The organism is Mumia sp. ZJ430 (assembly GCF_011751845.1).
Lineage (GTDB): Bacteria > Actinomycetota > Actinomycetes > Propionibacteriales > Nocardioidaceae > Mumia.
The window spans coordinates 219,168-244,887 of the sequence record NZ_JAAHFK010000004.1 but is presented as its reverse complement, the minus strand read 5'-3'; the positions used below and the strand labels follow the sequence as shown (position 1 = coordinate 244,887).

The window sequence follows — 25,720 nt, the reverse complement described above, 5'->3', positions numbered from 1 at the left end:
TAAAGTGATCTACTAACTCACGAGGAAGCCTAGCCCCCAGGCCCCGTGCATCGTGACCATGGCGACCGGCAGACGGACTCGGGCCGCGGCGTCGAGGTCACGGCCCTCCCACAACGACGCGGCCGTCACACCCGCCAGGTAGACACCAGGTGCCGCGAAACCGAGCAGCAGCCACGGCGTCGTGAAGATCCCCGCGAGGCCGAGCGCGAGCCCGAGGACGGACATGACGACGACCGCGGGCGGAGCCAGGTAGCGCACCGACGCGGTGTCGGGGTGCTCTTTGATGACCCGTCGACGCCAGCCGCCGGTACGGTACTGCTGCTGGGCGAACGACTTCCACGTCTCGCGCGGGTGGTAGGTGACCGCAAGGTCCGGCAGGAACCACACCGTCTCCCCCGACTCGCGGAGGCGGTGGTTCAGCTCCCAGTCCTGGGCCCGGACGAAGTGCTCGTCGTACCCGCCGACCTTCTCGAGCGCACTGCGGCGGAACGCCCCGAGATAGACCGTCAGCTGCGGTCCTGGGGCACCGCCGGTGTGGAAGGCCGCGCCGCCGATGCCGAAGCGCGATGACATCGTCCGCGCGACGGCTCGCCCGAAAGCCGTCGTCCCGCGCGGCGCCATGCGGCCACCCACGTTCGCGGCACCGGTGTCCCTCAACGCCGTGACCACCCGCGTCAGGTAGTCGGACGGGAAGAGCGCGTGCCCGTCGGCACGGACCAGGTAGTCGTGACGCGCGGCACCGATCGCGGCGTTGAGCCCTTGCGGCGTGAGCCCGGTCGGGTTGTCCACGATCGTGACCGAGGGATGCTCCGCGGCGAGCGCGTCGGCGATCTCGCGCGTGCGGTCCGCGGACGGCCCCACCGCGACGACGACCTCCAGCTCGCCGGCATAGTCCTGGAGGAGGATGCGCTCGACACACTCGGCGAGGTCACGCTCCTCGTTGCGCACGGTCATGAAGACCGATACGGGCGGCATGACCGACGCCGGCACCATGGCCTCGTCACTCATCGGCGCAGTGCTCATCAGCGCAGCCCTTCATCGAGCGGACCGGCGTCGATCAGGCGACGTCCGGCAGTCAGGAACCCGTCGGCATAGGTGCCGGCAGGGAAGTCACCCAGGTAGTAGACGCGCGTTTGCTCGCGCACCTCGACCAGCGGGTCCTCACCGAGCATCGCGTCGAGCGCGGGCTCGAGATCGGAGATCGCACCGTCGACGACGTAGGCCGCACGTGCCGCGGGGGCCTCCTCTCGGAGCACCTCCGACGAGCGGCCGACGGCGATCATCGCGAACGGCTTCTGCGACTGGAGGTAGTCGGAGACAACGGCCGAGACGTCGGAGACCATCGCATCCGAGGCGTTGAAGCAGTCGACCACCGACATGTGCAGCTCGGCTGCATCTCCCCAGACGTGCTGACGCCCGGTACGGGCGCGGTCCGCGTCGAGCAGCGCACCGATCTTGGCGATCGTCCGCGTCGCGTCCGGGAAGCGGTAGTTGAACGGGTGCGACCGGAAGATCACCCGGACGCCGCGCTTGAGCAGCGCCCGTACGATCTCCTCGCCCCGAGGCAACGAGTAGACCTCGGAGTCGGCGTACGGACCACGCCACGTCGGGGCGTACAGGACCGTACGGTCGGTCAGGTCACCGATCGCTCCGCGTGCCGGCCTGATGTCCTCCACCTGCGGACGCCCGACGATCTCGAACTTCTCCCGCGGGATCTCGACACCGTGACGCGCATAGCGGTCGATGCCCGCCTGGCCCGCGGCAAAGATCCGGTCGTAGATCGCGTGCACGGGGTTGTAGCAGGCGGGCTTCTCGGAGTCACCGTGGTTGAGCCAGACGTGGACCATCTGGCGACGCTCGATGAAGTGCGTGTTGTTGGGGGCGTTGTTCACGTAGAAGGCCGCCCGCATGCTCGGGACGATCACCTCTTGAAGGCTGCGGATCGACGGGCGGTGGATCACCGGCGCGGACGTGAGGCCTTCCAAGGCCCGGAACATCGTGAGGTTGCGCGTCACCACGACGAACGGGCGACCGAGTCGTTCGAAGTACGGGATCCACATGCCGACCTGGTAGCGCGCCCCGACGTTCGAGCCGAAGTAGACGGTGAACTCGGGCGCCTGCTCCTCGAGCGTCGCGTACAGGCGGTCCTCCGCGTCGACGCACCGGTGCACCCTCCGCAGGCCGCTGGCGAGTGCGAGCACCACCGCGACGAGGCACGCAGCCGCGACCAGCACGAGGACCGGCGTCAGGCCCGCCGCCGCGGCGAGCCATGCGACGACGACGGCTGCCGCGCCGACGACGCCGACGACGCCGCGCGGCACCACCTCACGGACATCGACGTTCAACGAAGGCAGGTTGCGCGCCTCCAGCCCGACCCGCTCCCAGCTGTCGAAGACGGTCGTCTCCACGGACGTCGAGGCGGCCAGCACCGCGAGCGAGACCGCAACCATCCACGAGCTGCCGTGCCAGTCGAACCACGCCACCACCAGCGCCAGGACAAGCAGCAGGCGGGACATCTGGAGAGTCCCGGCGATCTGCTGGAACTTTCGGTTGCCGGGGCGTGCACGCCGGTGCAGGACCACGAACAGCGCCATCGTCACCAGCGCGCCGCCGAGCGACAGCCCCCGAGGCGCGCCGAGCAGCGCGGCGACGAAGGTGAGCAGGGCGAGGCCGCCGGTCGTGACGTCGCGTGCAGCGACGGCTAGCTGGCGGCGTACGGCACCGAGGGTGAGCTTGACTCCGGCGTCGTCGGTCTCGCCTACCGCCGTGTCCTCGACCAGGGTGCCCGTACGGCGGTGGTCGATGACGTCGCGGGCGCGGTCGACGAACACGTCGGCATAACCCTCGGCCGGGAAGTCGCCGAGGTAGTCGTTGCGGACCGCGCGCCTCTCCAGAGCGAGCGGGTCGCTGCCGAGCATCGAGTCGAGCGCGGACGAGACGTTGGACGCGTCCCCCTCGATCACGTACGAGGCCGCGGCGATCGGGTAGTGGCCGACGAAGTCGCGACCGTGCTCCGTCATCGCTGTCATCGCGAACGGCTTGCCGGAGAAGAGCCAGTCGACGACCACGCTCGACACGTCAGAGACCATCGCGTCGGCGGCATTGATGCAGTCGAAGATCGACATCGTGCGCTCGGCACGCTCACCGAAGACGTGCGCACGTCCGGTGCGTTCGGCGTCCTCGCGGAGCATCTGATGGATCGTACGGATGGTGTCCGTGTCGGTCTCGAACCGGTAGCTGAACGGGTGCGGCCGGAAGATCACCGTCGCGCCCCGCTCCAGCAGGGCGCCGACGATGGCGGTGCCGATCGGCAGCGAGTGGTAGGCCGTCTCGTCCACGTGCCCGCGCCAGGTCGGCGCATAGAGGACGGTCGGCTGCGCCGGAACCGGCCCGTCCACACGCGTGACGCCTTCGACCTGCGGACGGCCGACGACGTCGAACGTGTCGCGAGGGATCGACACCCCATGGGCGGCGTAGCGACGCACCGCCGCCTCACCCGCGGCGAAGATCCGGTCGTACATCGCGTGCGTCGGGTTGTAGGACGACGGCTTGTCCGAGTCGCCGTGGCCGAGGAACACATGGGTCAGCCGGTGGTGCCGGACGAAGATGCTGTTGCCCGAGGAGGCGTTGACATAGAACGCGGTCGTCAACGACGGGGTGACCACGTCGTCGAGGTCGCGTGAGCCGTGCCGCATCACGATCGGCAGGTCGGTGTGCTCGGCGAGCAGCTCGGCCGGGTAGTTGTGACGCGTCACGATGAGGAACTTGCGCCCGGTGCGTCGCAGGTAGGGCAGCCACATCGTCACCTGGTGCGAGCCGTCCTCCGGCCACGCCGTGTAGACGACCGCGTCGGGCGCGTACGCGGTCAGCGCGCCCGCGAGATCGGCCTCGATCCGTCGTCCCGCGCGCATACGGACGACGGCGTTGAGTCCCATGACGATGTCGGGGCCGGCAGCGACCAGCGTCACCGCGGCCCACCACCACGGAGAAAGCCCGATCCCGGCGGTGACCGCGCCGAACGCGAGCGCGCCCAGGTGAGCGCCGGTCGCCGCGGACTCGAGGTCGATCTGCTTCGGCGCCGGTGTCAGACCGGGAACGTTCGAGACGAAGGTGACGCGGTACTGGCGTGCTTGGCCCAGCACCGGCTCCAGCACGACGACGCCGATGCTCATCATGGCCGCGAGCGCAGCGACCCACGCCGAGGCGTCGCTCCACGCCACGAAGCACACGGTGACCGCCGCGCCCACCATGCCGCGCAGCGCGCCGCCGTGGCCGAGCAGGACTCGCTCGACGTTGGGTGAGAGGTCGTCGCGGTGCACGAAGCGCCAGCCGTCGTACGCCAGCGCGGCGATCACGACAAGGAGGACCGTGACGACGACGGGTTCGACGACGCCGGCCAGCGCGGCAGCCGCCGCCAGGACGACCGCCGCGGCGGTGGTGAGCTCGGTGGCAGCGTCGCCCGCGCGGGCCGCCATGACGCGTGCGGCCTCGGGGGGCGCCAGACCTGGGTCAGCCATTCGTGATCGCAGCCGGGCCATTCTCGCGGCGGATGTCGATGACGTGGCCCGTCTGCGACGAGAGGAGCACGTCGAGCGACTGGCGCGCGACCTCCTCCGAGGACAGCAGCGTGCCCGCGGGCTCCTCGCCGAACGCCTTCGTGCGCATCGGGGTGCCCGTGCGCTCGGGGTTCACGCAGTTCACGCGCACGTCGCCGGCCCACTCGTCGGCCAGCGCCTGGGTGAGGTTCACCACGGCTGCCTTCGCCGAGGAGTACAGCGAGTAGCCCGAGCGGCCACGGGTGTACGAGGAGGAGGTGAAGAGAAGCAGCGAGCCCGACGATGCCGCGAGGTGGGGGTAGAACTCCTGGGCGATGAAAATCGGACCGAGGTAGTTCACCTCGGTCGCGTTGTAGATCGTCTCCTCGCTCGTCTCCGCCAGCGGTGCGATCGGGAGGACGCCCGCGGTGTTGACGACGTAGTCGACCCGTCCGGTCTTGGCGAGGACGGTCTCGGCAGCGGCGCGGACGTCGGCGCGTCGCTCGACGTGGGTGTCGGTGCTCGAGCGCGCGAACGTGAAGACGGTCGCGCCTGCGCGCTCCGCGAGGGCGGCGATGTCGCCACCGATGCCGTACGAGCCGCCGAAGACGACGACAGTCTTGCCCTCGAGCGCGGCGGCCTGTTGGACGTCGGTGAGGGCCTCCGGACGCTCGGCGGACGCCAGTTGGAACAGCTTGTCGGCGATGTAGACGTCGATCGGCTCGGTGACCTTCATGTTGCGCTCGTGACCGTCGACGACCGTGATCGGGACATCGGGCGTGTAGCGCAGGACGACGGTGCAGTCGTCGGTCGCGACGAAGTCGGGGTCTTGCGTCGCCTTCGCATAGGCGGCACGGATCACCGAGAGACGGAACGCTTGCGGGGTCTGCCCGCGCCGCAGGAGGTGGCGCGGGAGCACGTCGGCGATGGTGTCGGAGTCCTCGTGGACCGCGACGATCGTGTCGGCCGACGGGATGACGGTGTCGACAGCCTCGTACTCGCCGAGCGCGGCGACGACGTCCTCGATGATCGTCTGCGACACCAGCGGGCGCACGGCGTCGTGGAGGAGGACGTTGCACTCCTCGTCACCGAGGGCGTCCAGCGCGCGCTGGGTCGTGGCGTTGCGGGTGTCGGCGCCCTCCAAGATCTGGGTCACCTTGTCGTACCCGCCGTTGCGGACGATGCTCCGCACCGGGTCCAGGTGGCCCGGCGTCATCAGCACCACGATCTCGTCGATCAGAGGGGATGCCTGCATGACCGCGATCGTGTGCTCGATGATCGGCTTGCCCGCGATCTTGATCAACTGTTTCGGGATCGACAGGCCGACCCGGGTGCCGGTGCCGCCGGCCAGCACCACGGCCACGTTTCGCATCGTAGTCACGACCTAGAGAGTAACTTGTGGCACGAACCCGGAGCCGGAGGGTATGCGTGGGTTCCAGGACCCTCACACGTAGAGTGGGCCTGCTATGCCGGGGCCGTCCCCGAATGGGACGCGACACCTGACGAGAGGGATCGATGGTCGACTCGAGCTATACCCGATCGCCCTGGGCGCGGGTCCGCGCAATCTGGGGCGTACGGAAGATCTTCCTCCTCCTGGTCCGCCGTGACCTGAAGGTGCGCTACGCGAATTCCGTCCTCGGATACGTGTGGACGGTCCTCGACCCGCTCCTGATGAGCCTCGTCTACTGGGCGATCTTCTCCATGCTGTTCGCACGTGACGTCCCGGGCGACGAGCCGTACATCGTCTTCCTGCTCGCGGGCATGCTGCCGTGGCAGTGGTTCAACTCGACCGTCTCACAGAGCTCCAAGGCGCTGCGTAGCTCGTCTCGGTTGATCCGATCAACCAACCTGCCTCGCGAGATCTGGGTGCTGCGTGTCGTCGCGTCCAACGCGGTCGAGTACGTCTTCGCGCTGCCGGTGCTCGCCGGTTTCCTGATCGCCTTCCAGGTGCCGCTCCACTGGAACATGCTGATCACGCTGCCGCTGGCGATGCTGCTGATGGCCACCTTGCTGTGCGGCATCGGGTTCGCCTTGAGCGTCCTCACCGTCCTGGTGCCCGACCTCAACCGTGTGGTCCAGATCTTCCTTCGTCTGTTCTTCTACGCGTCACCGGTGCTCTATACGACGACACGGCTGCCCGAGGACATCCGCTGGGTGTACGTGGCCAACCCTGTCGCCGACATCCTCCAGCTCTTCCGGTCCGGGATCTTCCCGCACTACCTCAACTGGCTCCACGTCGGATATGCGGCGGCCGTCTCCGTCGCGATTCTCGCGTTCGGCTGGTGGATCTTCGCCCGCCTCGAGCGCACGGTCCTCAAGGAGCTCTGAGTCATGACCGAACCCATCATCTCGGTCCAGGACGTCTCGGTCCGGTTCCACCGGTCACGGCGCCACCGCAGCATCCGCGACCTCGTCTTCAAGGGCCAGTCCGGAGTGCGCGCCGGCGAGTTCTGGGGGTTGCGCAACATCTCGTTCGACGTGCAGCCCGGTGAGGCGATCGGCGTCGTCGGTCGCAACGGTCAGGGCAAGTCGACGCTTCTCAAGACGATCGCCGGCGTTCTCATCCCCGACGAAGGGCGCGCCGTCGTCAACGGCGGTGTGGCCCCGCTGATCGAGATCACCGGCGGCTTCGTCGGAGACCTGACGGTGCGCGACAACATCTTCCTCGCCGCCGGTCTGCACGGCACGAGCAAGAAGCAGATCGCGGCGTCGTTCGACGAGATCGTCGAGTTCGCCGAGATCGAGGACTTCGTCGACACTCCCTACAAGCACCTCTCCTCCGGGATGAAGGTCCGGGTGGCGTTCAGTGTGGTCTCGCGCCTCGACGAGCCGATCATGCTCGTCGACGAGGTGCTGGCGGTCGGCGACCGCGCCTTCCGCGAGAAGTGCTTCGAGCGGATCGACGAGATGCTGAGCGAGGGCCGGACGCTGTTCATGGTGTCGCACAGCGAGGCGAACCTCACCCGCTTCTGCAGCCGCGGCCTCTATCTGCGCGAGGGCCAGCTCGTCCACGACGGCCCGATCGGTGAGGTCGTCGAGAAGTACTTCAGCGAGTCCGGCAACGAGGCTGCACTGCGTCGCCGCCACGAGCGTCGGATGCGTCGCATGCGCCAGCGCGGGCTCCTCGGAGACGACTCCGACGAGGATGACGAAGGCGACGAGGACGGGCTCCGTACGGTCGTCTGACCCGCACGGCCTCCGTAAACGGGCCGCCGCGGGCTGAGCGTCGTCGGTGGGCTGGCGTCCACGGACCCGACAGGCCTGGACGCTACGCCACCAACTGCCCTCGTTCGCGGCGGACAGTGACCCACGAACGCCAGAGAGTGACCCGCGAACTCGGCACAGTGACCCGCGGGTCAGACGACGGGCGGGCGTCCGCGCAGCGTCATCGCGAGCACGGTGCGCCACTTGAGCGGACGGCGCTCCCCCGGGTCCGTACGCCATCCCTCACGCCAGCCCGCCAACCACGGACGCAGCGAGCGCCGACCGATCGACGACCGCACCGCCCGCAGGAGCGCGACCAGCGTCCAGCTCGCGACGTACGCCCACGAGAACGGCCACCGCAGGTTGCGGCGGGCCAGCCAGACGCGGTTGCGGGCGTTGAGTCGGTAGTAGAAGTCGTGCCGTGCCGGGTCGATCGCGGGGTGGAGGCACGCGAGATCGCCGCGGTACCAGACCTCGTACCCCGCGTCCCACACCCGCCATGCCAGCTCGATGCCCTCGTGGGCGTAGAAGAACTCGTCTCCCCAACCGCCGGCGGCGTCGAACGCGGCGCGGCGCACGACCAGCACGCCCTCCCACAGCGAGAACGCCGTCGACGAGCGCCGTGGGTCGCCCTTGCGCATGCGCGGGATCCACCGCGTCGGGGCGGTCTCCCCCGGGCTCTCCACCCGAGGCTGGACGACTCCGAGGCGGCGGTCGGCCGCGAACAGCGCCGCCGCACGCGCAAGGAAGTCGTCGCCGTCCAGACGGGCGTCGTCGTCGACGAACAGCAGCAGGTCGCCGGTCACGTGGGGGACGCCGGCGTTGCGTCCGGCCGGGATGCCGAGGTTCTCGGGGAGCGCGAGGGCACGAACGCCCTCCGGCAGCCCGGACGGCGCCCACCCGTTGCCGACGCACACGATGTCCACATCCACATCGCCCTGCGCGAGGACGGAACGGAGCGCAGCGTCGAGGTCCTCGGGGCGCTTGCCCTGGGTGAGGACGACGACACCGATCTGGGGGCGTACGGGTGCGGTCACACGGGCCACCGTACCGGCGCGGGTCCGTGCACTCGGTGCCCCGGTCAGGAGGCGAGGGCGTGGGACGCGGCGGCCTCGAGGGTGTGAATCGGCGAGACGTCGATGACGAGCTCGCCGGAGCGGACGGAGACACGTCCAGCGGTGTGCAGGAGGCGGTAGCCGAAACGTCCGCGTACGAGTTCGACGACCTCGGGGCGCCGCGAGGTCGCACGTGGCAGGCGTGCGCGCAGCCTCGTCCGCAGGGTCCGCAACCGCGCGCCGTCGAAGGTGAGGACCACCCTGACCGGCATGCCGTCGAGGGGCGAGCCGTCATCGTCGAGAGAGAGGACGACGACGAACCGTGGCCTGTCCTCGTACCGGGCGATCATCTGCTCCACCGTCGCGCCGGGCAGGCTGGCGAGGAGGTCACCGGGCCACAGCCCGTACCCCCTCGCCCGCTCCGTCAGCGTCACTCCCCTGCTCATCACCGCATCACAGCACACTCACGTGGGCCAACACGGCAGCCACGCGGAGCTCAGGACCCTGAGAGAAGATCCTCGAACGAGCTCGTCATCGCGAACGGGTCGACCGGCGCGCTGCTCGCTCGGGCGGCGACCAGCGTCGAGAGCTCGCCGGCGGCCCTCTCGACACGGGACTGCAAGGCACCGTTCACACCGTCGACACCGCCCCAGTCCTCCGACGCCGCGAAGACAGCGGTCGGCACGACGACAGCGCGCAGATAGGCGAACATCGGCCGCAGCGCGTGCTCGAGGGCCAGCGAGTGGCGTGCCGTGCCCGCCGTGGCGGCGATCAGCACCGGCTTGCCGGCCAGGGAGTCCTTCTCGAGCACGTCGAAGAAGGACTTGAAGAGCCCCGAGTAGGACGCGGTGAAGATCGGCGTCACGACGACCAGCCCGTCCGCGGCCACGACGTCGTCGAGGACCGCCTGGAGTCCGGCCGGGGCGAAGCCGGTGAGCATCGCGTTGGTGATGTCGTGCGCGTGCTCACGCAGCTCGTGCACGGTCACCTCGGCCTCGACCCCGCTGGTGAGCAGGTCGTCGCGGACCGCCTGGGCAAGCCGGTCGGCGAGCAGGCGTGTCGAGGACGGCTGGCTCAGGCCGGCGCTGACGACGGTGATCTTGCGGGTGGTCATGCAGTCACCTCCTCAGTGGTCGCGGCCTGCGCGACGGCGACGAGCGATGCGTGAGTCGAGGCCTCGGGAACATGGGCGGGCTTCAGCGCGGCGAACTCCTTGCGCAGCACCGGGACGACCTCCTCGCCGAGGAGGTCGAGCTGCTCGAGCACGGTCTTGAGCGGCAGACCTGCGTGGTCCATGAGCCACAGCTGGCGCTGGTAGTCGCCGACGTACTCCCGGAACCCCAGCGTCCGCTCGATGACCTGCTGCGGGCTGCCGACGGTGAGCGGCGTCTCGCGGGTGAAGTCCTCGAGGCTCGGCCCGTGCCCATAGACGGGCGCGTTGTCGAAGTACGGCCGGAACTCGTCCACCGCGTCCTGGCTGTTCTTGCGCATGAACACCTGCCCGCCGAGGCCGACGATGGCCTGGTCGGCGCTGCCGTGGCCGTAGTGCTCGAAGCGCTGACGGTAGAACGCGACCATGCGCTGGGTGTGGCTGGCAGGCCAGAAGATGTGGTTCGAGAAGAACCCGTCGCCGTAGTAGGCGGCCTGCTCGGCGATCTCCGGGCTGCGGATCGAGCCGTGCCAGACGAACGGCGCGACTCCGTCGAGCGGGCGCGGGGTCGCGGTGAAGCCCTGCAGCGGCGTACGGAACTTGCCCTCCCAGTCGACGACGTCCTCGGTCCAGAGGCGGCGCAGCAGGTGATAGTTCTCGATCGCGAGCTCGATGCCCTGCCGGATGTCCTTGCCGAACCACGGATAGACCGGACCGGTGTTGCCGCGACCCAGCATCAGGTCGTTGCGGCCGTCCGACAGGTGCTGCAGCGTCGCGTAGTCCTCAGCGATGCGCACCGGGTCGGTCGTGGTGATCAGCGTCGTGGAGGTCGAGAGGATGAGCCGTTCGGTCTGCGCGGCGATGTAGGCCAGCGTGGTCGTCGGGGCGGACGGGATGAAGGGCGGGTTGTGGTGCTCCCCCGTCGCGAAGACGTCGAGCCCGACCTCCTCGGCCTTCTTGGCGATCTCGATGGTCGCCTTGATCCGCTCGTGCTCGGACGGCGTCCGGCCCGTCGTCGGGTCGGTCGTGACGTCGCCGACGGTGAAGATCCCGAACTGCATCTGCTCGTCCCCTTGTCTGATCGCTCCCGCGATCGCTCTGGAACCAATCTAGTACAGCCTTCAACTATCTGACCAGTCGGCCTATTCCCCCGCCGCCGGCCGCTCGAGCGGGCGTTGTCAGCCGAAACCCCTAACGTGGCCCCTATGAGCAATGATTCCGCCGCACTCGACACCTTGCGCGCGATCCTGCTCGACCAGGTCGACCGGATCGATGACCTCGTCGACGACCTCACTCGCGACCTTCCCCTCCCGATCGGCACGTACCGCCCGGACGGCGAGTCCAACACGGTCTGCTGGCTCGTCTGGCACCAGGCGCGCGTGCTCGACGACCACGGGGCTGACCTCATGGGCACCCTTCAGGCGTGGACGGCCGACGGCTGGTACGACGAGCTCGGGCTCCCGTTCGCCAAGTCCGCCACCGGCTACGGGCAGTCGCCTGACGAGGTCGCCGCCGTCGTGGTCAGCGGCGAGAAGCTCGCCGGCTACCACCACGACGTCACCGGGCGGCTCCGGTCCTTCCTGCACGGCGTCGACGTCGCAGGGCTGCGACGCATCGTCGACGACCGGTGGGATCCCCCGGTGACGGCGGCCGTCCGGCTCGTCAGCATGTTCGACGACAGCGTCCAGCACCTCGGTCAGGCCTCGTACGTCCGCGGGCTCGCCGAGCGGGCCGACCTGGGGTGAGACCGGACGTCAGGACGTCACGACCGTGACGATCGGGGCGCTCGTCGGCTCCTTCGACCCACCCGCGGGCTCCACGCTGATCGCGACCGCCGTCACACCGGTGACGTCGTCCATGAGGTGCGCTCCCCGCGCCCCCTGCTCGTCGCGTGGCAGGACGCCTGCGCTGTGCATGGCGCCGTCCGACTCCGTCCACATCTGGTAGTCCAGGTCGTCGCCGAGCCGGGGCAGGTCCGCGACGACCATCACGGCCTTGCCGAGGTCGGCAGACTGCACGACGCGCACCGTCCCGCCACCGTCGACCGGGGCCGTCACCATCTCGACGTCCGGGGCGGAGAGCACCTCCGTCATCGCGGCCTGGCGGGCCTCCATCCGGTCGACCTGGTCGCGCTGGGACAGGCCGAAGCCGACTGCGCCGACGACCAGCGCGAGGGCCGCCGCAGCGAGCATGATCCGTGCCGGCCACCCGCGGCGCCACGACCGCGCGCTGGAGAGGTCGGTGACGACAGGCCGCTCCTGCGGGGTGCGGGAGACCGCGTCGAGGACGGCGCGGCGCAGGTGCGCCGGAGGTGCCGCCTCCTGCGCGGCACCGAGCCGCGCGGCCGTCTCCTGGAAGCCGAGGACCTCCTCTTCGCAGTCCGCGCACTCGGCGAGGTGGGACTCGTACGAGGCGCGCTCCTCGGCGTCGAGCGCATCGAGGGCGAACGCGCCCGCGAGCGTGTGCGGATCGCTGGTCATGCCGTCACCCCCAGGCAGTCGCGCAGGCGGATCAATCCATCGCGCAGGCGGGTCTTCACCGTCGCCGGGTTGGCCTCAAGGATCACCGCGACCTCCGCGTAGGTGTGGCCCTGGTAGTAGGCGAGGCCGACCGCTTCACGCTGCAGGTCGGTCAGCGTGCCCAGGCATCGGCGTACCTGCTCGTGCTCGAGCCGTACGGTCACCTCGTCGGTGACCTGGTCGTACGCGGGCCCGCCGGACCAGTCGTACCGTGCGTCGCGGTCGGCCGCGGCCTGGTCGTGCCGTACAGCATCGACGGCACGGCGATGGGCCAGCGTCAGCACCCACGTCTTTGCACGCCCCCGCCGCGCGTCGAAACGCGGCGCGATCTGCCACACCTGCAAGAACACCTCCTGCGTCACCTCCTCCGAGCGCACCGGGTCACGCAGAATCCTCCGTACGAGGCCGAAGACGGCACCCGCCAGCGCGTCGTACACCGCGGCGAAGGCCTGCTCGTCCCCTCTGGCCACGCGTCCCATCAGGGACTCGACCGCGTCACCCGTGTCGGGCGTGCTCGCGTCGGGGGCTGCGCGCCGGCCACGCTCTGGGTCTGCCATCGGCACTCCTGGTTGGAGGGACTGTCATCGGTGATTCGAGGCAGTGCGCCCCGGGGATGGGTCCGATCGTCCGCGTTCACATTGTCACTCGCCGGACCCATCCGTGTCGCCGGTCGCCGCGAAGCAAGGGCATGACCAGGACCCGGGTTCGCCTCCTCGCTGCCGGCAGCGGTGTGCTGGCCGCACTGGCCGGCGTGGCGGTGGGGACGGCGGTGGCGGCCGTCACCGGAGGGCCGTCGCCCGTCGTTGCGGTCGGCAACGCGGTGATCGCGCTGACGCCAGGGTTCGTGAAGGACTTCGCCGTACGGGCGTTCGGCGAGAGCGACAAGGCCGTGCTGCTGAGCGGGATGGCGTTGGTGCTCCTCGTGCTGGCCGCGGCGGCGGGAGTGCTCGGGGCTTCCCGCCGCCGGCTCGCGGTCGTCCTCGTGGCGGCCGTGGGCGCGGTCGCGGTGGTGGCGACGGCGGTCGACAGGACGACCTCGGCGTGGCCCGCGGTCGCCCTCCTCGCGCCCGTCGCGACCGGCATCGTCGCGGCAGCGACGCTCCTCGTCCTGCTGCGGGCGCTTCCTGCCTCTAACCAGAGCCAGGGCGCAACTCCCTCACGCCGACCCGGCGACGACCTGCCGTCAGGGTTCGACCGCCGACGGTTCCTCGTCGCCGTCCTCGGCACGGCCGCCGTCGCGGCGACCGGCGGTGCGGTGACCCGGATCGCGGGCGGGTCGGATGCGGCGGTGTCGCGGTCGCGCATCCGCGTCCCGGTCCCGCGCAGCCCCGCGCCCCCGCTGCCGGACGGGCTCGACCCGCTGTCAGGCGTGACCCCGTACGTGACGCCGAACCGCGACTTCTACCGCGTCGACACCGCGCTGATCGTTCCCGACGTCCCCGCCGACACCTGGCGCCTGCGGATCCACGGCGACGTGGACGAGGAGCTCGAGCTGAGCTTCGCCGACCTCCTCGACATGCCGCTGATCGAGCGCCGCATCACGCTCACCTGCGTCTCCAACGAGGTCGGAGGCCCGTACGCCGGCAACGCCACGTGGATCGGCGTCCCCCTGGCCGACCTCTTGCGGCGCGCGGGGGTGCGCGACGGCGCCGACGCGCTCAAGTCCACGAGCGCGGACGGGATGGTGATCGGTACGCCGCTGGACGCGGTCCTCGACGGGCGCGACGCGCTGGTCGCGCTCGCGATGAACGGTGAGCCACTGCCGCTGGACCACGGCTTCCCCGCACGGATGGTCGTGCCCGGGCTGTACGGCTACGTGTCGGCGACGAAGTGGCTCGTCGACCTGGAGGTCACGCGGTTCGCAGACTTCGAGGCGTACTGGACCGAGCGCGACTGGGCCGAGCAGGCCCCGATCAAGCTCGCGTCGCGCATCGACGTCCCGCGCTCGTTCCAGTCGTTCGACCGCGACTCCGTCCGAGTCGGCGGCGTCGCCTGGGCGCAGCACGTCGGCGTACGGGCCGTGGAGATGCGGGTCGACGACGGCTCGTGGGAGTCGGCGCAGCTCGCCCCGCAGGACGGCATCGACACGTGGCGCCAATGGACGTGGCACTGGCGCGACGCGACCCGCGGCGACCACACGCTCACCGTGCGCGCGACCGACGCGGACGGGACCACACAGACCTCCGACCGGGCCGAACCACGCCCGGACGGTGCCACCGGCTGGCACAGCGTCAGCTTCTCGGTGGAGTGACCGATCACGACAGGAAGGCACAACCATGAGTAGGACCACGCACAAGACCCGCTTCGCGGCGGTGGCCATGCTGGCGTCCCTGGCCCTCTTCACCGCAGGCTGCGGCAGCGACGACTCCGACTCGGGCTCAGGCTCGGGCGACTCCACGCCGAGCGCTTCGGAGTCGGCAACCTCCGAGATGACCGACGATGCTGCCATGTCTGACGCCTCGTCCGAGCTCGTCGGTCCCGGCTGCGCCTCGTACGCCGAACAGGTGCCCGACGGTGCCGGCTCGGTCGACGGGATGGCCCAGGACCCGGTCGCGACCGCGGCGAGCAACAACCCGCTCCTCAAGACGCTCACCGCGGCCGTGAGCGGGCAGCTCAACCCGGACGTGAATCTCGTCGACACCCTCAACGGCGACGAGTTCACGGTGTTCGCGCCGGTCGACGCGGCGTTCGCGAAGCTGCCGAAGGAGACCGTCGCCGAGCTGGCGAAGCCGGCCGGAGCGGAGACCCTGACGTCGGTGCTGACGTACCACGTCGTGCCGGGGCAGCTCAGCCCCGACGAGGTCGTGGGGACGCACACGACGGCGAACGGTGCTGAGCTGGAGGTGAAGGGCTCGGCCGACGAGCTCACCGTCGGTGCCGAGGACGCAGCGGTGGTCTGCGGCGGGGTGAAGACCGCGAACGCGACCGTCTATCTCATCGACTCGGTCCTGATGCCGCCGATGTGAGCGATCCGTCCTGCTCGGCCAGCGGACTCGCTGGTCGAGCAGGGGCGGAGCGCCAGCGGAGCCCGGATTAAGACCCCTCAGACACCTTGCCCTTGGCTGCCTTCGCTGCCGCCTTCTGCTCCTTCTTGAACGTCCGCACCTCCTGGAGCGTCTCGGCGTCGACGACATCGGCGATCGAGCGGCGCGAGCCCTCGTCGCCGTACGCGCCCGCAGCCTGACGCCACCCGGCCGGCTCGACCCCACGCTGCTTGCCCAGCATCGCGAGGAAGATCCGCGCCTTCTGGTCGCCGTACCCCGGCAACGCCTTGAGGCGCTTGAGCACGGTCTTGCCGTCGGGGTCGCCCTCGGTCCAGAGGCGTGCGGGTTCGCCGTCGTACTCGCTCATCAGGTACGCGGCGAGCTCCTGGATGCGCTTGGCCATCGAGCCCGGATAGCGGTGGACCGCCGGTGGCGTGGAGCAGAGCGCGGCGAACGCCTCGGGGTCGTACTCCGCGATCGTCTGCACGTCGATGCTGCCGACCCGCTGCACGATCTTGAGCGGGCCCGCGAACGCCGCCTCCATCGGATACTGCTGATCGAGAAGCATGCCGACGAGCAGCGCGAACGGGTCGGAGTCGAGCAGCTGGTCCGCTTCGGCGTCACCGGTGAGGTTGAGGCTCATGCCCCGATCATCCCAAAACGAGCCCACGTTCGACGAACGGCGGACGTCGTACGGTGGGGCATGGCTGTCCCCGCACGCCTCACCCACGCCGTCGCCTCGCTCCCGCTCACGCGCTCGAGCGCCGTCCTGGAGATCGGCGGCGGACCGGGCGTCGCCGCGCAGCTGGTCCTCGAACGCCTCGGACCTGACGGCTCGTACCTCGGTGTCGACCGCTCGGAGGTCGCCGAGCGCCGTACGAGGCAGCGCTGCGCCGACGCCGGGTCACCGGCCCGGTGGGACGTACGACGAGGCGCCATCGAGGACGTCGCGGCGATGCTGCCGGGCGCCGCGTACGACCTCGCGTTCGCGGTGAACGTCAACGTCTTCTGGACCAGCGACGCCTCGAGGCTGGCCGCCGAGCTCCATCGTGTCCTGCACCCAGAGGGCAGTCTTTGGCTGTTCTACGAAACGCCGACCAGCACCGTCGGCGCGAGGGTCTCCGACGGGGTGACCCGATCGCTGACCGGCGGCGGTTTCGACGCCGTGACGGCCGTCGCGGCGTCACCCCGACTGGGTGCCTTCACCGCCTCGCGCCGCCCCCGAGGGATCACGAACCGATAACGAAGCTGGAGCCCACAGCCCCTGCCACCACAGGCGTCACCTGCCGCCCGTAACACACCGCACGTAAGGCCCTGCAGCGCCCCCTGTCGTTACCGTTAGTGACCTTGACCAGGCAGGATGCAAGGAGCGCGACGTTCGTCCGTACGGCGCGCCCGCCTCCAGCGGGACCCCGGTCACGGGCACCCACGATGGTGCCTACGTCGCCAGCAGACAGCGAGGCTGCGCCTGACGCCTCTCGCGTCGACCCCCGACGCGGCGGGTGCAGCCGAACGTCCGAAAGGTGGCGAAGAAGTCCCGTGATGACCGCCAGCGTGGGTCAAGAACTCTCACCGCTCCTGGAATCCTCGACCGACGCCCCGGTCGCCCTGCGCATCGAGAACGTCTCGAAGGTCTTCGGCCGACGCCCCGCCGAGGCCGTGCGACGCCTCGAGGCCGGCGCGAGCCGCGATGAGGTCAAGCCGTACGGCACCGCCGCCGTCATCGACGCGAGCCTTGAGATCCGTGTCGGCGAGATCTTCGTCGTGATGGGGTTGTCGGGGTCGGGCAAGTCGACGCTCATCCGGATGCTCAACGGCCTGTGGCGCCCGAGCGCCGGGCGGGTGCTGATCGGCGACGACGACCTCGCGACGGTCGACGCGAAGTCCCTGCGCGCCCTGCGCCGCGCCCGCGTCAGCATGGTCTTCCAGCACTTCGCCTTGCTTCCCCACCGCACGGTGCTCGACAACGCCGCGTACCCCCTCGAGATCCAGGGAGTCCGCAAGAAGGAGCGCCGCGCCAAGGCCGCCGAGGCGCTCGCGCTCGTCGGCCTCGACGGGTGGGAAAGCTCGTTGCCCTCGCAGCTGTCCGGCGGTATGCGCCAGCGGGTCGGGCTCGCCCGCGCGCTGGCGGCCGACACCGACATCCTCCTCATGGATGAGGCGTTCTCAGCGCTCGACCCGCTGATCCGCCGCGAGATGCAGGAGCAGCTGCTCGATCTGCAGCGCCGCCTCGGCAAGACCATCGTCTTCATCACGCACGACCTCAATGAGGCCATGCACATCGGCGACCGGATCGCCGTCATGCGTGACGGCCGGATCGCTCAGGTCGGCACCACCGAGCAGATCCTGTCCGACCCGGCGAACGACTACGTCGCGCAGTTCGTCGCCGACGTCGACCGCAGCCGCGTGCTGACGGCCTCGTCGGTGATGGTCCGCCCCACCGCGGTCGTCCCCCTGGCCGGGGGCCCTCGTCAGGCCAGCCGCACGATGCGCGAGGCGCAGGTGCCGGCTGCGTACGTCGTCGACCGCCAGCGCGTCCTGCGCGGCGTCGTCCACGACGTCGACGCGGTCGCCGCACTCCGCGAGGGCAAGGACACCATCGCCAGCGCGGTGCGCGAGGACGTCGCGTCCGTGCGGACGACGACGCTGCTGGCCGATGTCTTCGCCCCTGCCGCGGAGGGCACGCTGCCCGTACCGGTGACCGATGACGACGGAAGGCTCGTCGGCGTCGTGCCGCGAGTGACGCTGCTGTCCGCGATGGCCCCTGCCGAGCCGACCACGGGAGGCGACGATGACTGACAGCCCCATCCCTCGCATGCCCCTCGGCGAATGGGTCGAGACCGGTGTCGACTGGGTGACCGACACGTTCCGCCCGTTCTTCGGGTTCGTGAAGGAGGTTCTTTCCGGGGCGTACGACGGCCTCAGCGAGCTCCTCCTGGCCCCGCCGTTCTGGGTGCTCGCGGTGCTGCTGGCGCTGGTCGCCCTTGTCGCGAAGGGCTGGCGGCTCGCCCTCGTCGCCGTTGTCGGCTTCACGCTCATCGCGAGCGTCGACCAGTGGGACAACGCGATGAAGACGCTCGCGCTCGTGCTGCTCGCCTCCGTCATCGCCCTGGCGATCGCCGTCCCGGTCGGCATCTGGGCGGCGCGCAACGACACGGTCTCCGCCGTGGTCAAGCCGGTGCTGGACTTCATGCAGACGATGCCGGCGTTCGTCTATCTCATCCCGACGGTCGTCATCTTCCTCACCGGCGTCGTCCCGGGCATCGTCGCGACGGTGATCTTCGCCCTCGCGCCGGGCGTCCGCTTCACCGAGCTCGGCATCCGGCAGGTCGACGGCGAGGTCGTGGAGGCGGGACAGGCGTTCGGTGCCACCCCAGGCCGCATCCTGCGGCAGGTCCAGCTCCCGCTGGCGATGCCGACGATCATGGCCGGCGTCAACCAGGTCATCATGCTCGCGCTCTCGATGGTCGTGATCTCGGGCATGGTCGGCGCCGAGGGCCTCGGCCGCGACGTCGTGTCAGCCCTCAGCAGCGTGGAGGTCGGCATGGGCTTCGAAGCTGGCATCTCCGTCGTGATCCTCGCGATCTTCCTCGATCGCGTCACCGCGGGCCTTTCCGCCCGCACCCCTGTCGCCAAGGCGCTGGCCACGAGCCGCTCCTGAGCGACGACACCCCCAACCCAGGCGGCGCCCACCGGCGCAGCCGAAGGAAGGAACACATGTCACGCGTACGCACATCCCGACTCCTGCGGGGCGTCACCGCCACCGCGTCCGCGCTCGTCCTGAGCGTCGGCCTCGCCGCCTGCGGAGGCTCTGAGTCGGCCAGCGGCGACGACGAGAAGTCGATCTCGATCGGCATCCCCTCCGGATGGGACGAAGGCATCGCCGTCTCCCACCTGTGGAAGGCGATCCTCGAGGACGAGGGGTACGAGGTCGAGACCGAGACCGCGGACGTCGGGGTCGTCTTCACCGGCCTGGCCGGCGGGGACTTCGACGTCACCTTCGACACGTGGCTCCCGCTCACCCACGCCTCGTATCTGAAGAAGTTCGGCGACGACATCACCGATCTCGGCACCTGGTACGACAACGCCAAGCTGACGATCGCCGTCAACGAGAGCTCGCCGGCCAAGTCGCTGGAGGACCTGGCGGGCATGGCCGACGAGTACGGCAACCGCCTGGTCGGTATCGAGGCGGGTGCCGGCCTCACGAAGGTCACGCAGGAGGAGGTGGTGCCCACGTACGGCCTGGACAAGATGGACTACGTCATCTCGTCGACCCCGGCGATGCTGGCCGAGCTGAAGAGCGCGACGAAGTCCGGTGACAACATTGCCGTGACGCTGTGGCGCCCGCACTGGGCGTACGACGAGTTCCCGATGCGTGACCTCGAGGATCCCAAGGGCACGCTCGGCGAGGCCGAGGAGATCCACGCCTACGGGTCGAAGGACTTCGGTGAGCGCTTCGGCGACGTCGAGGAGATGATCGGCGCGTTCACGCTGAACGACGAGCAGCTCTTCTCGCTGGAGAACCTCATGTTCAACTCCGGCGACGACGTCGCTGAGGAGGACGCGGTGAAGCAGTGGCTCGAGGACAACCCCACGTTCGTCGACGACCTCAAGAAGAAGGCCGGCGTGAGCTGACCTTCGCGCACGACGATGGCCGGTCCCCGTCGGGACCGGCCATCGTCGCGCCCGCCCGGGGTTTGCCACGCCAGCCTGGGCAACGCCGGTTGGCGCGTCGGAGTCGGCCACCGCCTCCGTACGGCCGTGGTGAGCCACGTCGACCTTCGGTGAGCCACGCCGAAAAGGCGCGCCCTCCCGTGGCGGACGTGGCTCACCGCGGCAGCGTCCGCGCTACTCGTGGATCGGTCGCGGGATGCTGCGGTTGGCGATGCGGTTCTCTGCTCCGACCATCCAGGCGAGCTGCTCGACCCGCTCGAGGATCGCGTGCAGTAAGTCCGCCGTCGTCGGGTCCTCCTCGTCGACGTCGTCGTGGATCCGCCGTGCGGTCGCCGCCACGGCGTGCAGCGCACTGGTCACGAGATCGACGGTCTCGGCCGTGTCGACCTCGTCGGACGGGTAGTCCGGCAGGCTGCTGCGCTCGGCGACCGTCGCGGCACGTCCGTCCGGCGTGATGGAGATGGCGCGCATCCGCTCGGCGACGTCGTCGCTGAATCCCCGCGCTGCGTCGACGATCTCGTCGAGCTGGAGATGGAGGTCGCGGAAGTTCTTGCCGACGACGTTCCAGTGCGCCTGCTTGCCGATCAGGTGGAGATCGATCAGCTCGACGTGGATCTGCTGGAGGTGGTCGGCCATCTGCTTCGAAGCCCGGTAGGGCGCCTCGACCGTAGGGTGCTTGTCGCTCTTCATCGTCTTGCTCATGGAGCTCCTCCTTCTTTCGACTCACCTGGACGGTGCCCAGGGCGCCCCCGCTCAATCACCGAGCGATGTGCGACCGAGCACACCGTCCGGGTCGTAGTTCGCCTTGACCTCGCGCAGGCGTGCCAGCGTCGCCGGGGGGAAGGTCTTCGCGGTCGTCTCGGGTGTGAGGACGGTTTCGAAGTTGCCGTAGAGCGCGTCGACGACCCCGTCCCACTCCGCGTCGACGGAGTCGTCGCCCGCGGCGACCACCAGCACGCTGTACGCCCGGTCGCGGTGCGCGAACGCGGTCGCCTCGGCGGTGACGTCACCGGCCGCGCCGGGGAAGGCACGCACCTGCATCATCTGCAAGCGACCGTCGTCCATCATCCGCCCCGCCTTTTGGACGACCTCGTCGTCGAGGTGCGCCACGAGCGCCGACCGGGTCGGCGGCTGCACGTGGCCCGCCGTCGGGTCGCCGGTCGAGCCGATGATGCCCTTGTACGGCGCGACCTGCGCCTGCTGCTGCACGACCGGCGCGAGGTGGAGGAACGGCTCGATCGATCCGACTGCCGTCTCGGTGTCGTCGCCGGCCCACACCAGCATGATCCGCGCGTACGTCTGGCTGTCACCGGCCGGGAACACGGTCGTGAACGGGGTGAGCAGGCGGGACGTCGACTCGGTCAGCGAGCCCAGCCGGGCGAGGTAGTCGGCCGTGTCGTCCACCTCATGCACGATCACCGCGAGCACGACGTCGGAGAGCTCCATGGCCTCGATGTCGAGACTGGTCACGACCCCGACGTACTCGCCACCGCCGCGCACGGCCCACAGCAGGTCCGGGTGGTGGTCGGCGTCGGCGCGGACGACCGTGCCGTCTGCGAGCACGACGTCAGCGCTGACGACGTGATCGACGGTGAGCCCGTACGAGCGCGCGAGCAGCCCGATGCCCCCGGACGTCGCGAGGCCGCCGACACCGACGTCGCCGGAGTCGCCCGAGCTGATCGCGAGCCCATACGGCGCGAGCTCTCGGGCGACCTCGCGCCATCGCAGGCCGACGCCGAGCCGGACGATCCGGCGCGCGCGGTCGAGAACCTCCACGGTCTTCAGCCGTCCGAGATCCACCACGATCCCGCCGTCGTTGGTCGACGACCCGCCAATGCCGTGGCCGCCGCTGCGGGCGACGAAAGGCACCTGCTGGCGCCGGGCGTACGCGACAGCCTCGGCGACCTGCGCGGTGTCGGCCGGCCGGAGCACGAGCCCCGGACTGCCCCGGTGGACGTAGCTGTGGCGCACACGCCCGTACGTCGGGTCGGCGGGCTCGACCGCGTCGGCAGCCAGCGACGGCGGGATCGCGTCGTAGTCGATCCCCGGAGCGCGGCGAGACAGGGCGCGCGCACTCCGCCCGCCCATGGCGGTCCCCGGCGCGTCCACCCGTTCGGCAGCGACCTCCTCGCGCAGCGCGGGGATCACCTCCTCAGCGAACTCCTGCATCCTGCGTGGGTCGTCGGTGCCGAGGATGAAGGTGCTGATGCCGTCCTCGAGCGCCAGCGGGAGCAGCTGGTCGAGCCACTCCTCCGGGCGCCGGATCTCCTGCCCACCGAGGACGTTGAGCAGCCGCCGGACGTCTCGGGGCTCGCGTCCCGCGGCGAGGGCCGCCTCGTCGATCACCGCGTTGCCTCGCGCGAGGTCGCCAGGCTGCAGATAGCTCAGGCTCGGCAGCCACCCGTCGGCCTTCTCGCCGATCAGCCGCAGCATCCGCGGCTTGTAGGCGCCGAGCCAGATCGGCACGTCGTGAGCAGGTGCCGGGCCACGCTTGGCGCCGGTCGCGGAGTGGAACTCACCTGGGACGAACAGGCCGCCGCGCTGGTCGACGGCCCAGATCCCGCGGATCACGTCGAGCGCCTCGGCGAGCGCCGCCACGCTCTGCCCGGGCGTCAGCTTCGGACCGCCCATCGCCTCGATGGCCTCCCAGAACGCTCCGGCGCCGAGACCGAGGTCGATCCTGCCGCCGGACAAGAGGTCGAGGCTCGCGACGGAACGGGCGATCACCGCAGGGTTGCGGAGCGGAAGGTTGAGGACGTTCGGCGCCAGGTGCACGCGGGTGGTTCGCGCGGCGACATAGCTGAGGAGCGTCCACGTGTCGAGGAACGCGGGCTGGTACGGGTGGTCCTGGAAAGTCACGAGGTCGTACCCGAGCTCCTCGCTGAGCTGCGCCAGTGCGACGACCTGGTCGGGCGCGGCGTTCTGGGGCGTGAGGAACGTGCCGAATCTCAGGTCGTGGCCGTAGTCGGGCATGAAGGTCCTCCGTCTAGGTTGATGGATCAACCTTACTCGGCTGCGGATGATACATCAACCAACGGCTAGGCTGGACGCGTGACCGCCACGAGCACGACCTCGACGAGCCTGGACGCCTGGCGCGCGTACGCGTCGACGCACGAGCGTCTCGTACGCCACCTCGCCCGCGAGATCACCCGCGAGACGGGACTGTCCGATGCGGACTACATCGTTCTCGAGGCGCTCGTCGAGGCGCCGGACGGCCGGATGCGCTCACGCGACCTACGACTCGCGCTCGAGTGGGAGAAGAGCCGGTTGTCCCACCAGGCGCGCCGCATGGAGCAGCGGGGCCTGCTCGCCCGAGAGACCTGTGCCGCCGACGGCCGCAGCGCCGACGTCGTGATCACGCAGGCGGGCCGCCAGGCCGCGGCCCGCGCCCGCGCCATACGGGAGGAGTCGCTGCGCACCCTGGTGCTCGACACGCTCGGCACCGACCGTGTCGACGTGCTCGCGCAGACCGCTGAGCTTCTCGCCGCTCGTCTCGCGCGCGCCACCGAGGAGGACCCACACTGCCGGGCTGCCCTCGCCGAGGACGACTGAGGACCTCCGCCGACCTCAGCGCTCACGCGTGAAGTGCAGCACCGGAGAGGCCGGATCTGTAGAGCGCCATCCGGAGTCGATCCACGCGATGTCCCAGGCCCGTCCGGAATCTCACGGACCTCGGGGGCGGCGCTGGCGCGCGTGCTCCCTCCCGTCCGGTCGACATCGCCCGCCCATGCGCTCAGACGCCGACCGCCTGCTTCCACGTCCGGTAGCCGCCGTCGAGGTTGGCGACGTCCTCGCGCCCGAGCTGGCGCAACAGCCGCGTCGCGGTGTGCCCGCGCTGCCCAACCGCGCACGTGACGACGAGACGCCCCTCAGGCAGCTCCTGGTGCCGGTGACGCAGCTCGTCCAAGGGAACGTTGACGGCATCGGGCAGCGTCCCGGACGCGTACTCCTCCGGCGTCCGCACGTCGATGACCGTCGCGCCGGAGCGCGCCACCTCGTCGACCTCGTGCCACTGCACCGTGTCGGTGAAGCCCGCCGCGAGGTTGTCGGCGACCATGCCGAGCATGTTGACCGGGTCCTTCGCGGATCCGTACTGCGGCGCGTACGCGAGCTCGAGGTCGGCGAGGTCACTCGCACGCAGACCACCGCGCATCGCCGTCGCGATGACGTCGATGCGCTTGTCGACGCCCGCCTCCCCCACGCCCTGCGCGCCGAGGATCGCGTCCGTACGGGGATCGACGAGGAGCTTGAGCGCGATCGCACGCGCCCCCGGGTAGTAGCCGGCGTGGTCGCTCGGATGGGTGTGGATCACGCGGACTGGACGCCCCGCTGCGCGTACGCGCTTCTCGCTCCACCCGACCGTCGCCGCGGTCATGCCAAAGGCACCGACGACGGCGGTCCCGAGCACGGGTGGCGCGACGACGTCGCGTCCCGCGATGACGTCGGCGACCAGGCGCCCCTGACGGTTGGCGGTCTGCGCGAGCGGGATGAGGGTCGCCTGGCCGTTCAGAGCATCGCGCTTCACGGCGACGTCGCCGACGGCGAAGATCGCGGGGTCGCTGGTCCGCTGCTGCGGGTCCACCTCGACGCCCCCACCCTCACCGACAGCGAGGCCGGCACGCTCGGCCAGGCCGGACTCGGGCACCACTCCGACGGCGGTCACCACGAGGTCGGCCGCCAGCCGCGTCCCGTCGTCGAGCACAACCTCGTCGGCGTCGATGCGGGCCACGCCGGCGCTGGTCCGCACGTCGACCCCGTGCGCCCGCAGTCGCGCGTCGACAAGTCCTGCCATCTCGACGTCGAGCGGCGGGAGCACCTGGGCCTCGCGCTCGACGAGGGCGACGCCGAGCCCGCGACGGGTGAGGTTCTCGGCGAGCTCGATCCCGATGAACCCGGCACCCACGACGACCACGGAGCGGGCCACGGCCACCGACGACCCATCGAGCACGGCGAGGATCGCGTCCATGTCGTCGAGGTCGCGCAGCGTGTGGGCGCGCTCGGCACCGGGGATCGGCGGCCGTACGGCACGGGCCCCCGTGGCGAGGACGAGCTCGTCGTACGACTCCTCGTACTCGCGGTCCTCGTCGAACGCGCGGACGACGACCGTGCGGCGATCGCGGTCGATCGTGACGACCTCGTGCCGGGTCCGCACGTCGAGACCGAAGCGTGCCGCCAGCGACGTGGGGGTCTGGAGCAGCAGGTCGTCGCGCTTCTCGATCACGCCACCCACGTGGTAGGGAAGCCCACAGTTGGCGAAAGACACGTGGGCACCTCGTTCGAGCACCACGACGCGGCGGTGCTCGTCGTTCCGGCGCAGGCGCGTCGCGGCGGACATCCCCGCGGCGACGCCACCGACGACGATCGTGCAACGCGGCTCCACAGCGCTCACCGCCGCCCGAACGGGAGCCAGCTCGCCAGCGAGCGTGGCTTGGCGGCCGCCCGGTCGCAGGTGCACCGATCAGCCTTCGGGACGGGCCCCATCACCGTCGCGACGTGCTGGCCGCACCCGGCCCACGTCGTCTTGCCACACGTACGGCACGTGACTGCTCGGCACATCTGATCCTCCTCGGATACCCAGGGGGGTATCGGTCGACTGCGT

The 25,720-nt window shown here is 70.2% G+C and carries 24 protein-coding genes; 10 read left to right on the top strand and 14 right to left on the bottom strand.

Features of this window, described 5'->3' with window-relative positions; all coding sequences use genetic code 11:
* Positions 1–12: 12 nt before the first annotated feature.
* The 3 genes from HCT63_RS17380 to HCT63_RS17370 are packed head-to-tail and all read right to left on the bottom strand — an operon-like array spanning position 13 to position 5,907.
* Positions 13–1,023 (bottom strand): glycosyltransferase family 2 protein, encoded by a 1,011-nt coding sequence (locus HCT63_RS17380; RefSeq protein ID WP_243843094.1) that lies wholly within the window; start codon positions 1,021–1,023, stop codon positions 13–15.
* A complete protein-coding gene (locus tag HCT63_RS17375) occupies positions 1,023–4,517 on the bottom strand; it encodes a CDP-glycerol glycerophosphotransferase family protein (RefSeq protein WP_167007826.1) in 3,495 nt (1,164 codons plus the stop codon). The genes HCT63_RS17380 and HCT63_RS17375 overlap by 1 nt, the downstream gene beginning before the upstream one ends.
* Positions 4,510–5,907: a bifunctional cytidylyltransferase/SDR family oxidoreductase gene (locus HCT63_RS17370; RefSeq protein WP_167009231.1), complete on the bottom strand. Its 1,398-nt coding sequence runs from the start codon at positions 5,905–5,907 to the stop codon at positions 4,510–4,512. The genes HCT63_RS17375 and HCT63_RS17370 overlap by 8 nt, the downstream gene beginning before the upstream one ends.
* Positions 5,908–6,050: 143 nt before the next feature.
* On the opposite strand from HCT63_RS17370, the gene HCT63_RS17365 reads away from it, so the two are divergent.
* Both HCT63_RS17365 and HCT63_RS17360 read left to right on the top strand, forming a co-directional pair.
* Positions 6,051–6,863, top strand: coding sequence for an ABC transporter permease (locus HCT63_RS17365; RefSeq protein ID WP_167007823.1), 813 nt, complete (start codon positions 6,051–6,053; stop codon positions 6,861–6,863).
* A gap of 3 nt (positions 6,864–6,866) precedes the next feature.
* Positions 6,867–7,721: an ABC transporter ATP-binding protein gene (locus HCT63_RS17360; RefSeq protein WP_167007820.1), complete on the top strand. Its 855-nt coding sequence runs from the start codon at positions 6,867–6,869 to the stop codon at positions 7,719–7,721.
* 170 nt (positions 7,722–7,891) lie between these two features.
* On the opposite strand, the gene HCT63_RS17355 is transcribed toward HCT63_RS17360, so the two are convergent.
* From HCT63_RS17355 to HCT63_RS17340, 4 genes are read right to left on the bottom strand one after another with little or no spacing between them, the layout of a single operon-like run.
* A complete protein-coding gene (locus HCT63_RS17355) occupies positions 7,892–8,776 on the bottom strand; it encodes a glycosyltransferase (RefSeq protein WP_167007817.1) in 885 nt (294 codons plus the stop codon).
* Between the two features lie 44 nt (positions 8,777–8,820).
* Positions 8,821–9,240, bottom strand: a complete 420-nt coding sequence (locus tag HCT63_RS17350; RefSeq protein ID WP_167007814.1) for a hypothetical protein — start codon at positions 9,238–9,240, stop codon at positions 8,821–8,823.
* A gap of 50 nt (positions 9,241–9,290) precedes the next feature.
* A complete protein-coding gene (locus tag HCT63_RS17345) occupies positions 9,291–9,908 on the bottom strand; it encodes an FMN reductase (RefSeq protein WP_167007811.1) in 618 nt (205 codons plus the stop codon).
* Complete coding sequence (locus HCT63_RS17340) at positions 9,905–11,005, bottom strand: LLM class flavin-dependent oxidoreductase (RefSeq protein WP_167007808.1); 1,101 nt, start codon at positions 11,003–11,005, stop codon at positions 9,905–9,907. The genes HCT63_RS17345 and HCT63_RS17340 overlap by 4 nt, the downstream gene beginning before the upstream one ends.
* Positions 11,006–11,149: 144 nt before the next feature.
* On the opposite strand from HCT63_RS17340, the gene HCT63_RS17335 reads away from it, so the two are divergent.
* Positions 11,150–11,689, top strand: a complete 540-nt coding sequence (locus HCT63_RS17335) for a DUF664 domain-containing protein (protein ID WP_167007805.1) — start codon at positions 11,150–11,152, stop codon at positions 11,687–11,689.
* Between the two features lie 9 nt (positions 11,690–11,698).
* Here HCT63_RS17335 and HCT63_RS17330 read toward each other — a convergent pair whose 3' ends face one another.
* Complete coding sequence (locus tag HCT63_RS17330; RefSeq protein WP_167009228.1) at positions 11,699–12,424, bottom strand: anti-sigma factor; 726 nt, start codon at positions 12,422–12,424, stop codon at positions 11,699–11,701.
* Positions 12,421–13,020: an ECF RNA polymerase sigma factor SigK gene (sigK, locus tag HCT63_RS17325; RefSeq protein WP_167007802.1), complete on the bottom strand. Its 600-nt coding sequence runs from the start codon at positions 13,018–13,020 to the stop codon at positions 12,421–12,423. The genes HCT63_RS17330 and sigK overlap by 4 nt, the downstream gene beginning before the upstream one ends.
* 131 nt (positions 13,021–13,151) lie before the next feature.
* On the opposite strand from sigK, the gene HCT63_RS17320 reads away from it, so the two are divergent.
* Positions 13,152–14,714 (top strand): molybdopterin-dependent oxidoreductase, encoded by a 1,563-nt coding sequence (locus tag HCT63_RS17320; RefSeq protein WP_167007799.1) that lies wholly within the window; start codon positions 13,152–13,154, stop codon positions 14,712–14,714.
* Between the two features lie 25 nt (positions 14,715–14,739).
* Entirely contained in the window at positions 14,740–15,429 is a 690-nt protein-coding gene (locus tag HCT63_RS17315) for a fasciclin domain-containing protein (RefSeq protein WP_167007796.1), read from the top strand.
* 67 nt (positions 15,430–15,496) lie between these two features.
* Here the strand turns inward: HCT63_RS17315 and HCT63_RS17310 are convergent, their stop codons facing one another.
* Positions 15,497–16,090: an HhH-GPD-type base excision DNA repair protein gene (locus HCT63_RS17310; protein WP_167007793.1), complete on the bottom strand. Its 594-nt coding sequence runs from the start codon at positions 16,088–16,090 to the stop codon at positions 15,497–15,499.
* A gap of 60 nt (positions 16,091–16,150) precedes the next feature.
* On the opposite strand from HCT63_RS17310, the gene HCT63_RS17305 reads away from it, so the two are divergent.
* The 4 genes from HCT63_RS17305 (at position 16,151) to HCT63_RS17290 (ending at position 20,082) form a co-directional block, all read left to right on the top strand.
* A complete protein-coding gene (locus HCT63_RS17305) occupies positions 16,151–16,690 on the top strand; it encodes a class I SAM-dependent methyltransferase (RefSeq protein ID WP_167007791.1) in 540 nt (179 codons plus the stop codon).
* Positions 16,691–16,989: 299 nt separating this feature from the next.
* Complete coding sequence (locus HCT63_RS17300) at positions 16,990–18,246, top strand: glycine betaine/L-proline ABC transporter ATP-binding protein (RefSeq protein WP_167007788.1); 1,257 nt, start codon at positions 16,990–16,992, stop codon at positions 18,244–18,246.
* On the top strand, positions 18,239–19,108 hold the full coding sequence (locus tag HCT63_RS17295; RefSeq protein ID WP_167007786.1) for a proline/glycine betaine ABC transporter permease: 870 nt from the start codon (positions 18,239–18,241) through the stop codon (positions 19,106–19,108). Before HCT63_RS17300 ends, HCT63_RS17295 begins: the two co-directional genes overlap by 8 nt.
* A gap of 56 nt (positions 19,109–19,164) precedes the next feature.
* Positions 19,165–20,082, top strand: coding sequence for a glycine betaine ABC transporter substrate-binding protein (locus HCT63_RS17290; protein WP_167007783.1), 918 nt, complete (start codon positions 19,165–19,167; stop codon positions 20,080–20,082).
* A 213-nt stretch (positions 20,083–20,295) separates the two neighbouring features.
* Here HCT63_RS17290 and HCT63_RS17285 read toward each other — a convergent pair whose 3' ends face one another.
* Positions 20,296–20,823: a DNA starvation/stationary phase protection protein gene (locus HCT63_RS17285; RefSeq protein WP_167007780.1), complete on the bottom strand. Its 528-nt coding sequence runs from the start codon at positions 20,821–20,823 to the stop codon at positions 20,296–20,298.
* A 51-nt stretch (positions 20,824–20,874) separates the two neighbouring features.
* The gene (locus tag HCT63_RS17280; RefSeq protein WP_167007777.1) at positions 20,875–23,094 is read right to left on the bottom strand and encodes an LLM class flavin-dependent oxidoreductase; all 2,220 of its coding nucleotides are present in this window, start codon (positions 23,092–23,094) and stop codon (positions 20,875–20,877) included.
* 78 nt (positions 23,095–23,172) lie between these two features.
* Between HCT63_RS17280 and HCT63_RS17275 the strand changes: the two genes are divergently transcribed.
* Complete coding sequence (locus HCT63_RS17275; RefSeq protein ID WP_167007774.1) at positions 23,173–23,673, top strand: MarR family transcriptional regulator; 501 nt, start codon at positions 23,173–23,175, stop codon at positions 23,671–23,673.
* Between the two features lie 181 nt (positions 23,674–23,854).
* On the opposite strand, the gene HCT63_RS17270 is transcribed toward HCT63_RS17275, so the two are convergent.
* Positions 23,855–25,510 carry an FAD-dependent oxidoreductase gene (locus tag HCT63_RS17270; protein WP_243843093.1) on the bottom strand — a complete coding sequence of 552 codons (1,656 nt, stop codon included), beginning with the start codon at positions 25,508–25,510 and terminating at the stop codon, positions 23,855–23,857.
* Positions 25,507–25,677, bottom strand: coding sequence for a hypothetical protein (locus HCT63_RS17265; protein ID WP_167007771.1), 171 nt, complete (start codon positions 25,675–25,677; stop codon positions 25,507–25,509). Before HCT63_RS17265 ends, HCT63_RS17270 begins: the two co-directional genes overlap by 4 nt.
* Positions 25,678–25,720 lie beyond the last annotated feature (43 nt).

Excerpts from the sequence above, each read along its gene's own strand:
- HCT63_RS17380 (WP_243843094.1), bottom strand. The coding sequence starts at position 1,023 with ATGAGCACTGCGCCGATGAGTGACGAGGCCATGGTGCCGGCGTCGGTC.
- HCT63_RS17375 (WP_167007826.1), bottom strand. The coding sequence starts at position 4,517 with ATGGCTGACCCAGGTCTGGCGCCCCCCGAGGCCGCACGCGTCATGGCG.
- HCT63_RS17370 (WP_167009231.1), bottom strand. The coding sequence starts at position 5,907 with ATGCGAAACGTGGCCGTGGTGCTGGCCGGCGGCACCGGCACCCGGGTC.
- HCT63_RS17365 (WP_167007823.1), top strand. The coding sequence starts at position 6,051 with ATGGTCGACTCGAGCTATACCCGATCGCCCTGGGCGCGGGTCCGCGCA.
- HCT63_RS17360 (WP_167007820.1), top strand. The coding sequence starts at position 6,867 with ATGACCGAACCCATCATCTCGGTCCAGGACGTCTCGGTCCGGTTCCAC.
- HCT63_RS17350 (WP_167007814.1), bottom strand. The coding sequence starts at position 9,240 with ATGAGCAGGGGAGTGACGCTGACGGAGCGGGCGAGGGGGTACGGGCTG.
- HCT63_RS17345 (WP_167007811.1), bottom strand. The coding sequence starts at position 9,908 with ATGACCACCCGCAAGATCACCGTCGTCAGCGCCGGCCTGAGCCAGCCG.
- HCT63_RS17340 (WP_167007808.1), bottom strand. The coding sequence starts at position 11,005 with ATGCAGTTCGGGATCTTCACCGTCGGCGACGTCACGACCGACCCGACG.
- HCT63_RS17335 (WP_167007805.1), top strand. The coding sequence starts at position 11,150 with ATGAGCAATGATTCCGCCGCACTCGACACCTTGCGCGCGATCCTGCTC.
- HCT63_RS17330 (WP_167009228.1), bottom strand. The coding sequence starts at position 12,424 with ATGACCAGCGATCCGCACACGCTCGCGGGCGCGTTCGCCCTCGATGCG.
- sigK (WP_167007802.1), bottom strand. The coding sequence starts at position 13,020 with ATGGCAGACCCAGAGCGTGGCCGGCGCGCAGCCCCCGACGCGAGCACG.
- HCT63_RS17320 (WP_167007799.1), top strand. The coding sequence starts at position 13,152 with ATGACCAGGACCCGGGTTCGCCTCCTCGCTGCCGGCAGCGGTGTGCTG.
- HCT63_RS17315 (WP_167007796.1), top strand. The coding sequence starts at position 14,740 with ATGAGTAGGACCACGCACAAGACCCGCTTCGCGGCGGTGGCCATGCTG.
- HCT63_RS17310 (WP_167007793.1), bottom strand. The coding sequence starts at position 16,090 with ATGAGCCTCAACCTCACCGGTGACGCCGAAGCGGACCAGCTGCTCGAC.
- HCT63_RS17305 (WP_167007791.1), top strand. The coding sequence starts at position 16,151 with ATGGCTGTCCCCGCACGCCTCACCCACGCCGTCGCCTCGCTCCCGCTC.
- HCT63_RS17300 (WP_167007788.1), top strand. The coding sequence starts at position 16,990 with ATGACCGCCAGCGTGGGTCAAGAACTCTCACCGCTCCTGGAATCCTCG.
- HCT63_RS17295 (WP_167007786.1), top strand. The coding sequence starts at position 18,239 with ATGACTGACAGCCCCATCCCTCGCATGCCCCTCGGCGAATGGGTCGAG.
- HCT63_RS17290 (WP_167007783.1), top strand. The coding sequence starts at position 19,165 with ATGTCACGCGTACGCACATCCCGACTCCTGCGGGGCGTCACCGCCACC.
- HCT63_RS17285 (WP_167007780.1), bottom strand. The coding sequence starts at position 20,823 with ATGAGCAAGACGATGAAGAGCGACAAGCACCCTACGGTCGAGGCGCCC.
- HCT63_RS17280 (WP_167007777.1), bottom strand. The coding sequence starts at position 23,094 with ATGCCCGACTACGGCCACGACCTGAGATTCGGCACGTTCCTCACGCCC.
- HCT63_RS17265 (WP_167007771.1), bottom strand. The coding sequence starts at position 25,677 with ATGTGCCGAGCAGTCACGTGCCGTACGTGTGGCAAGACGACGTGGGCC.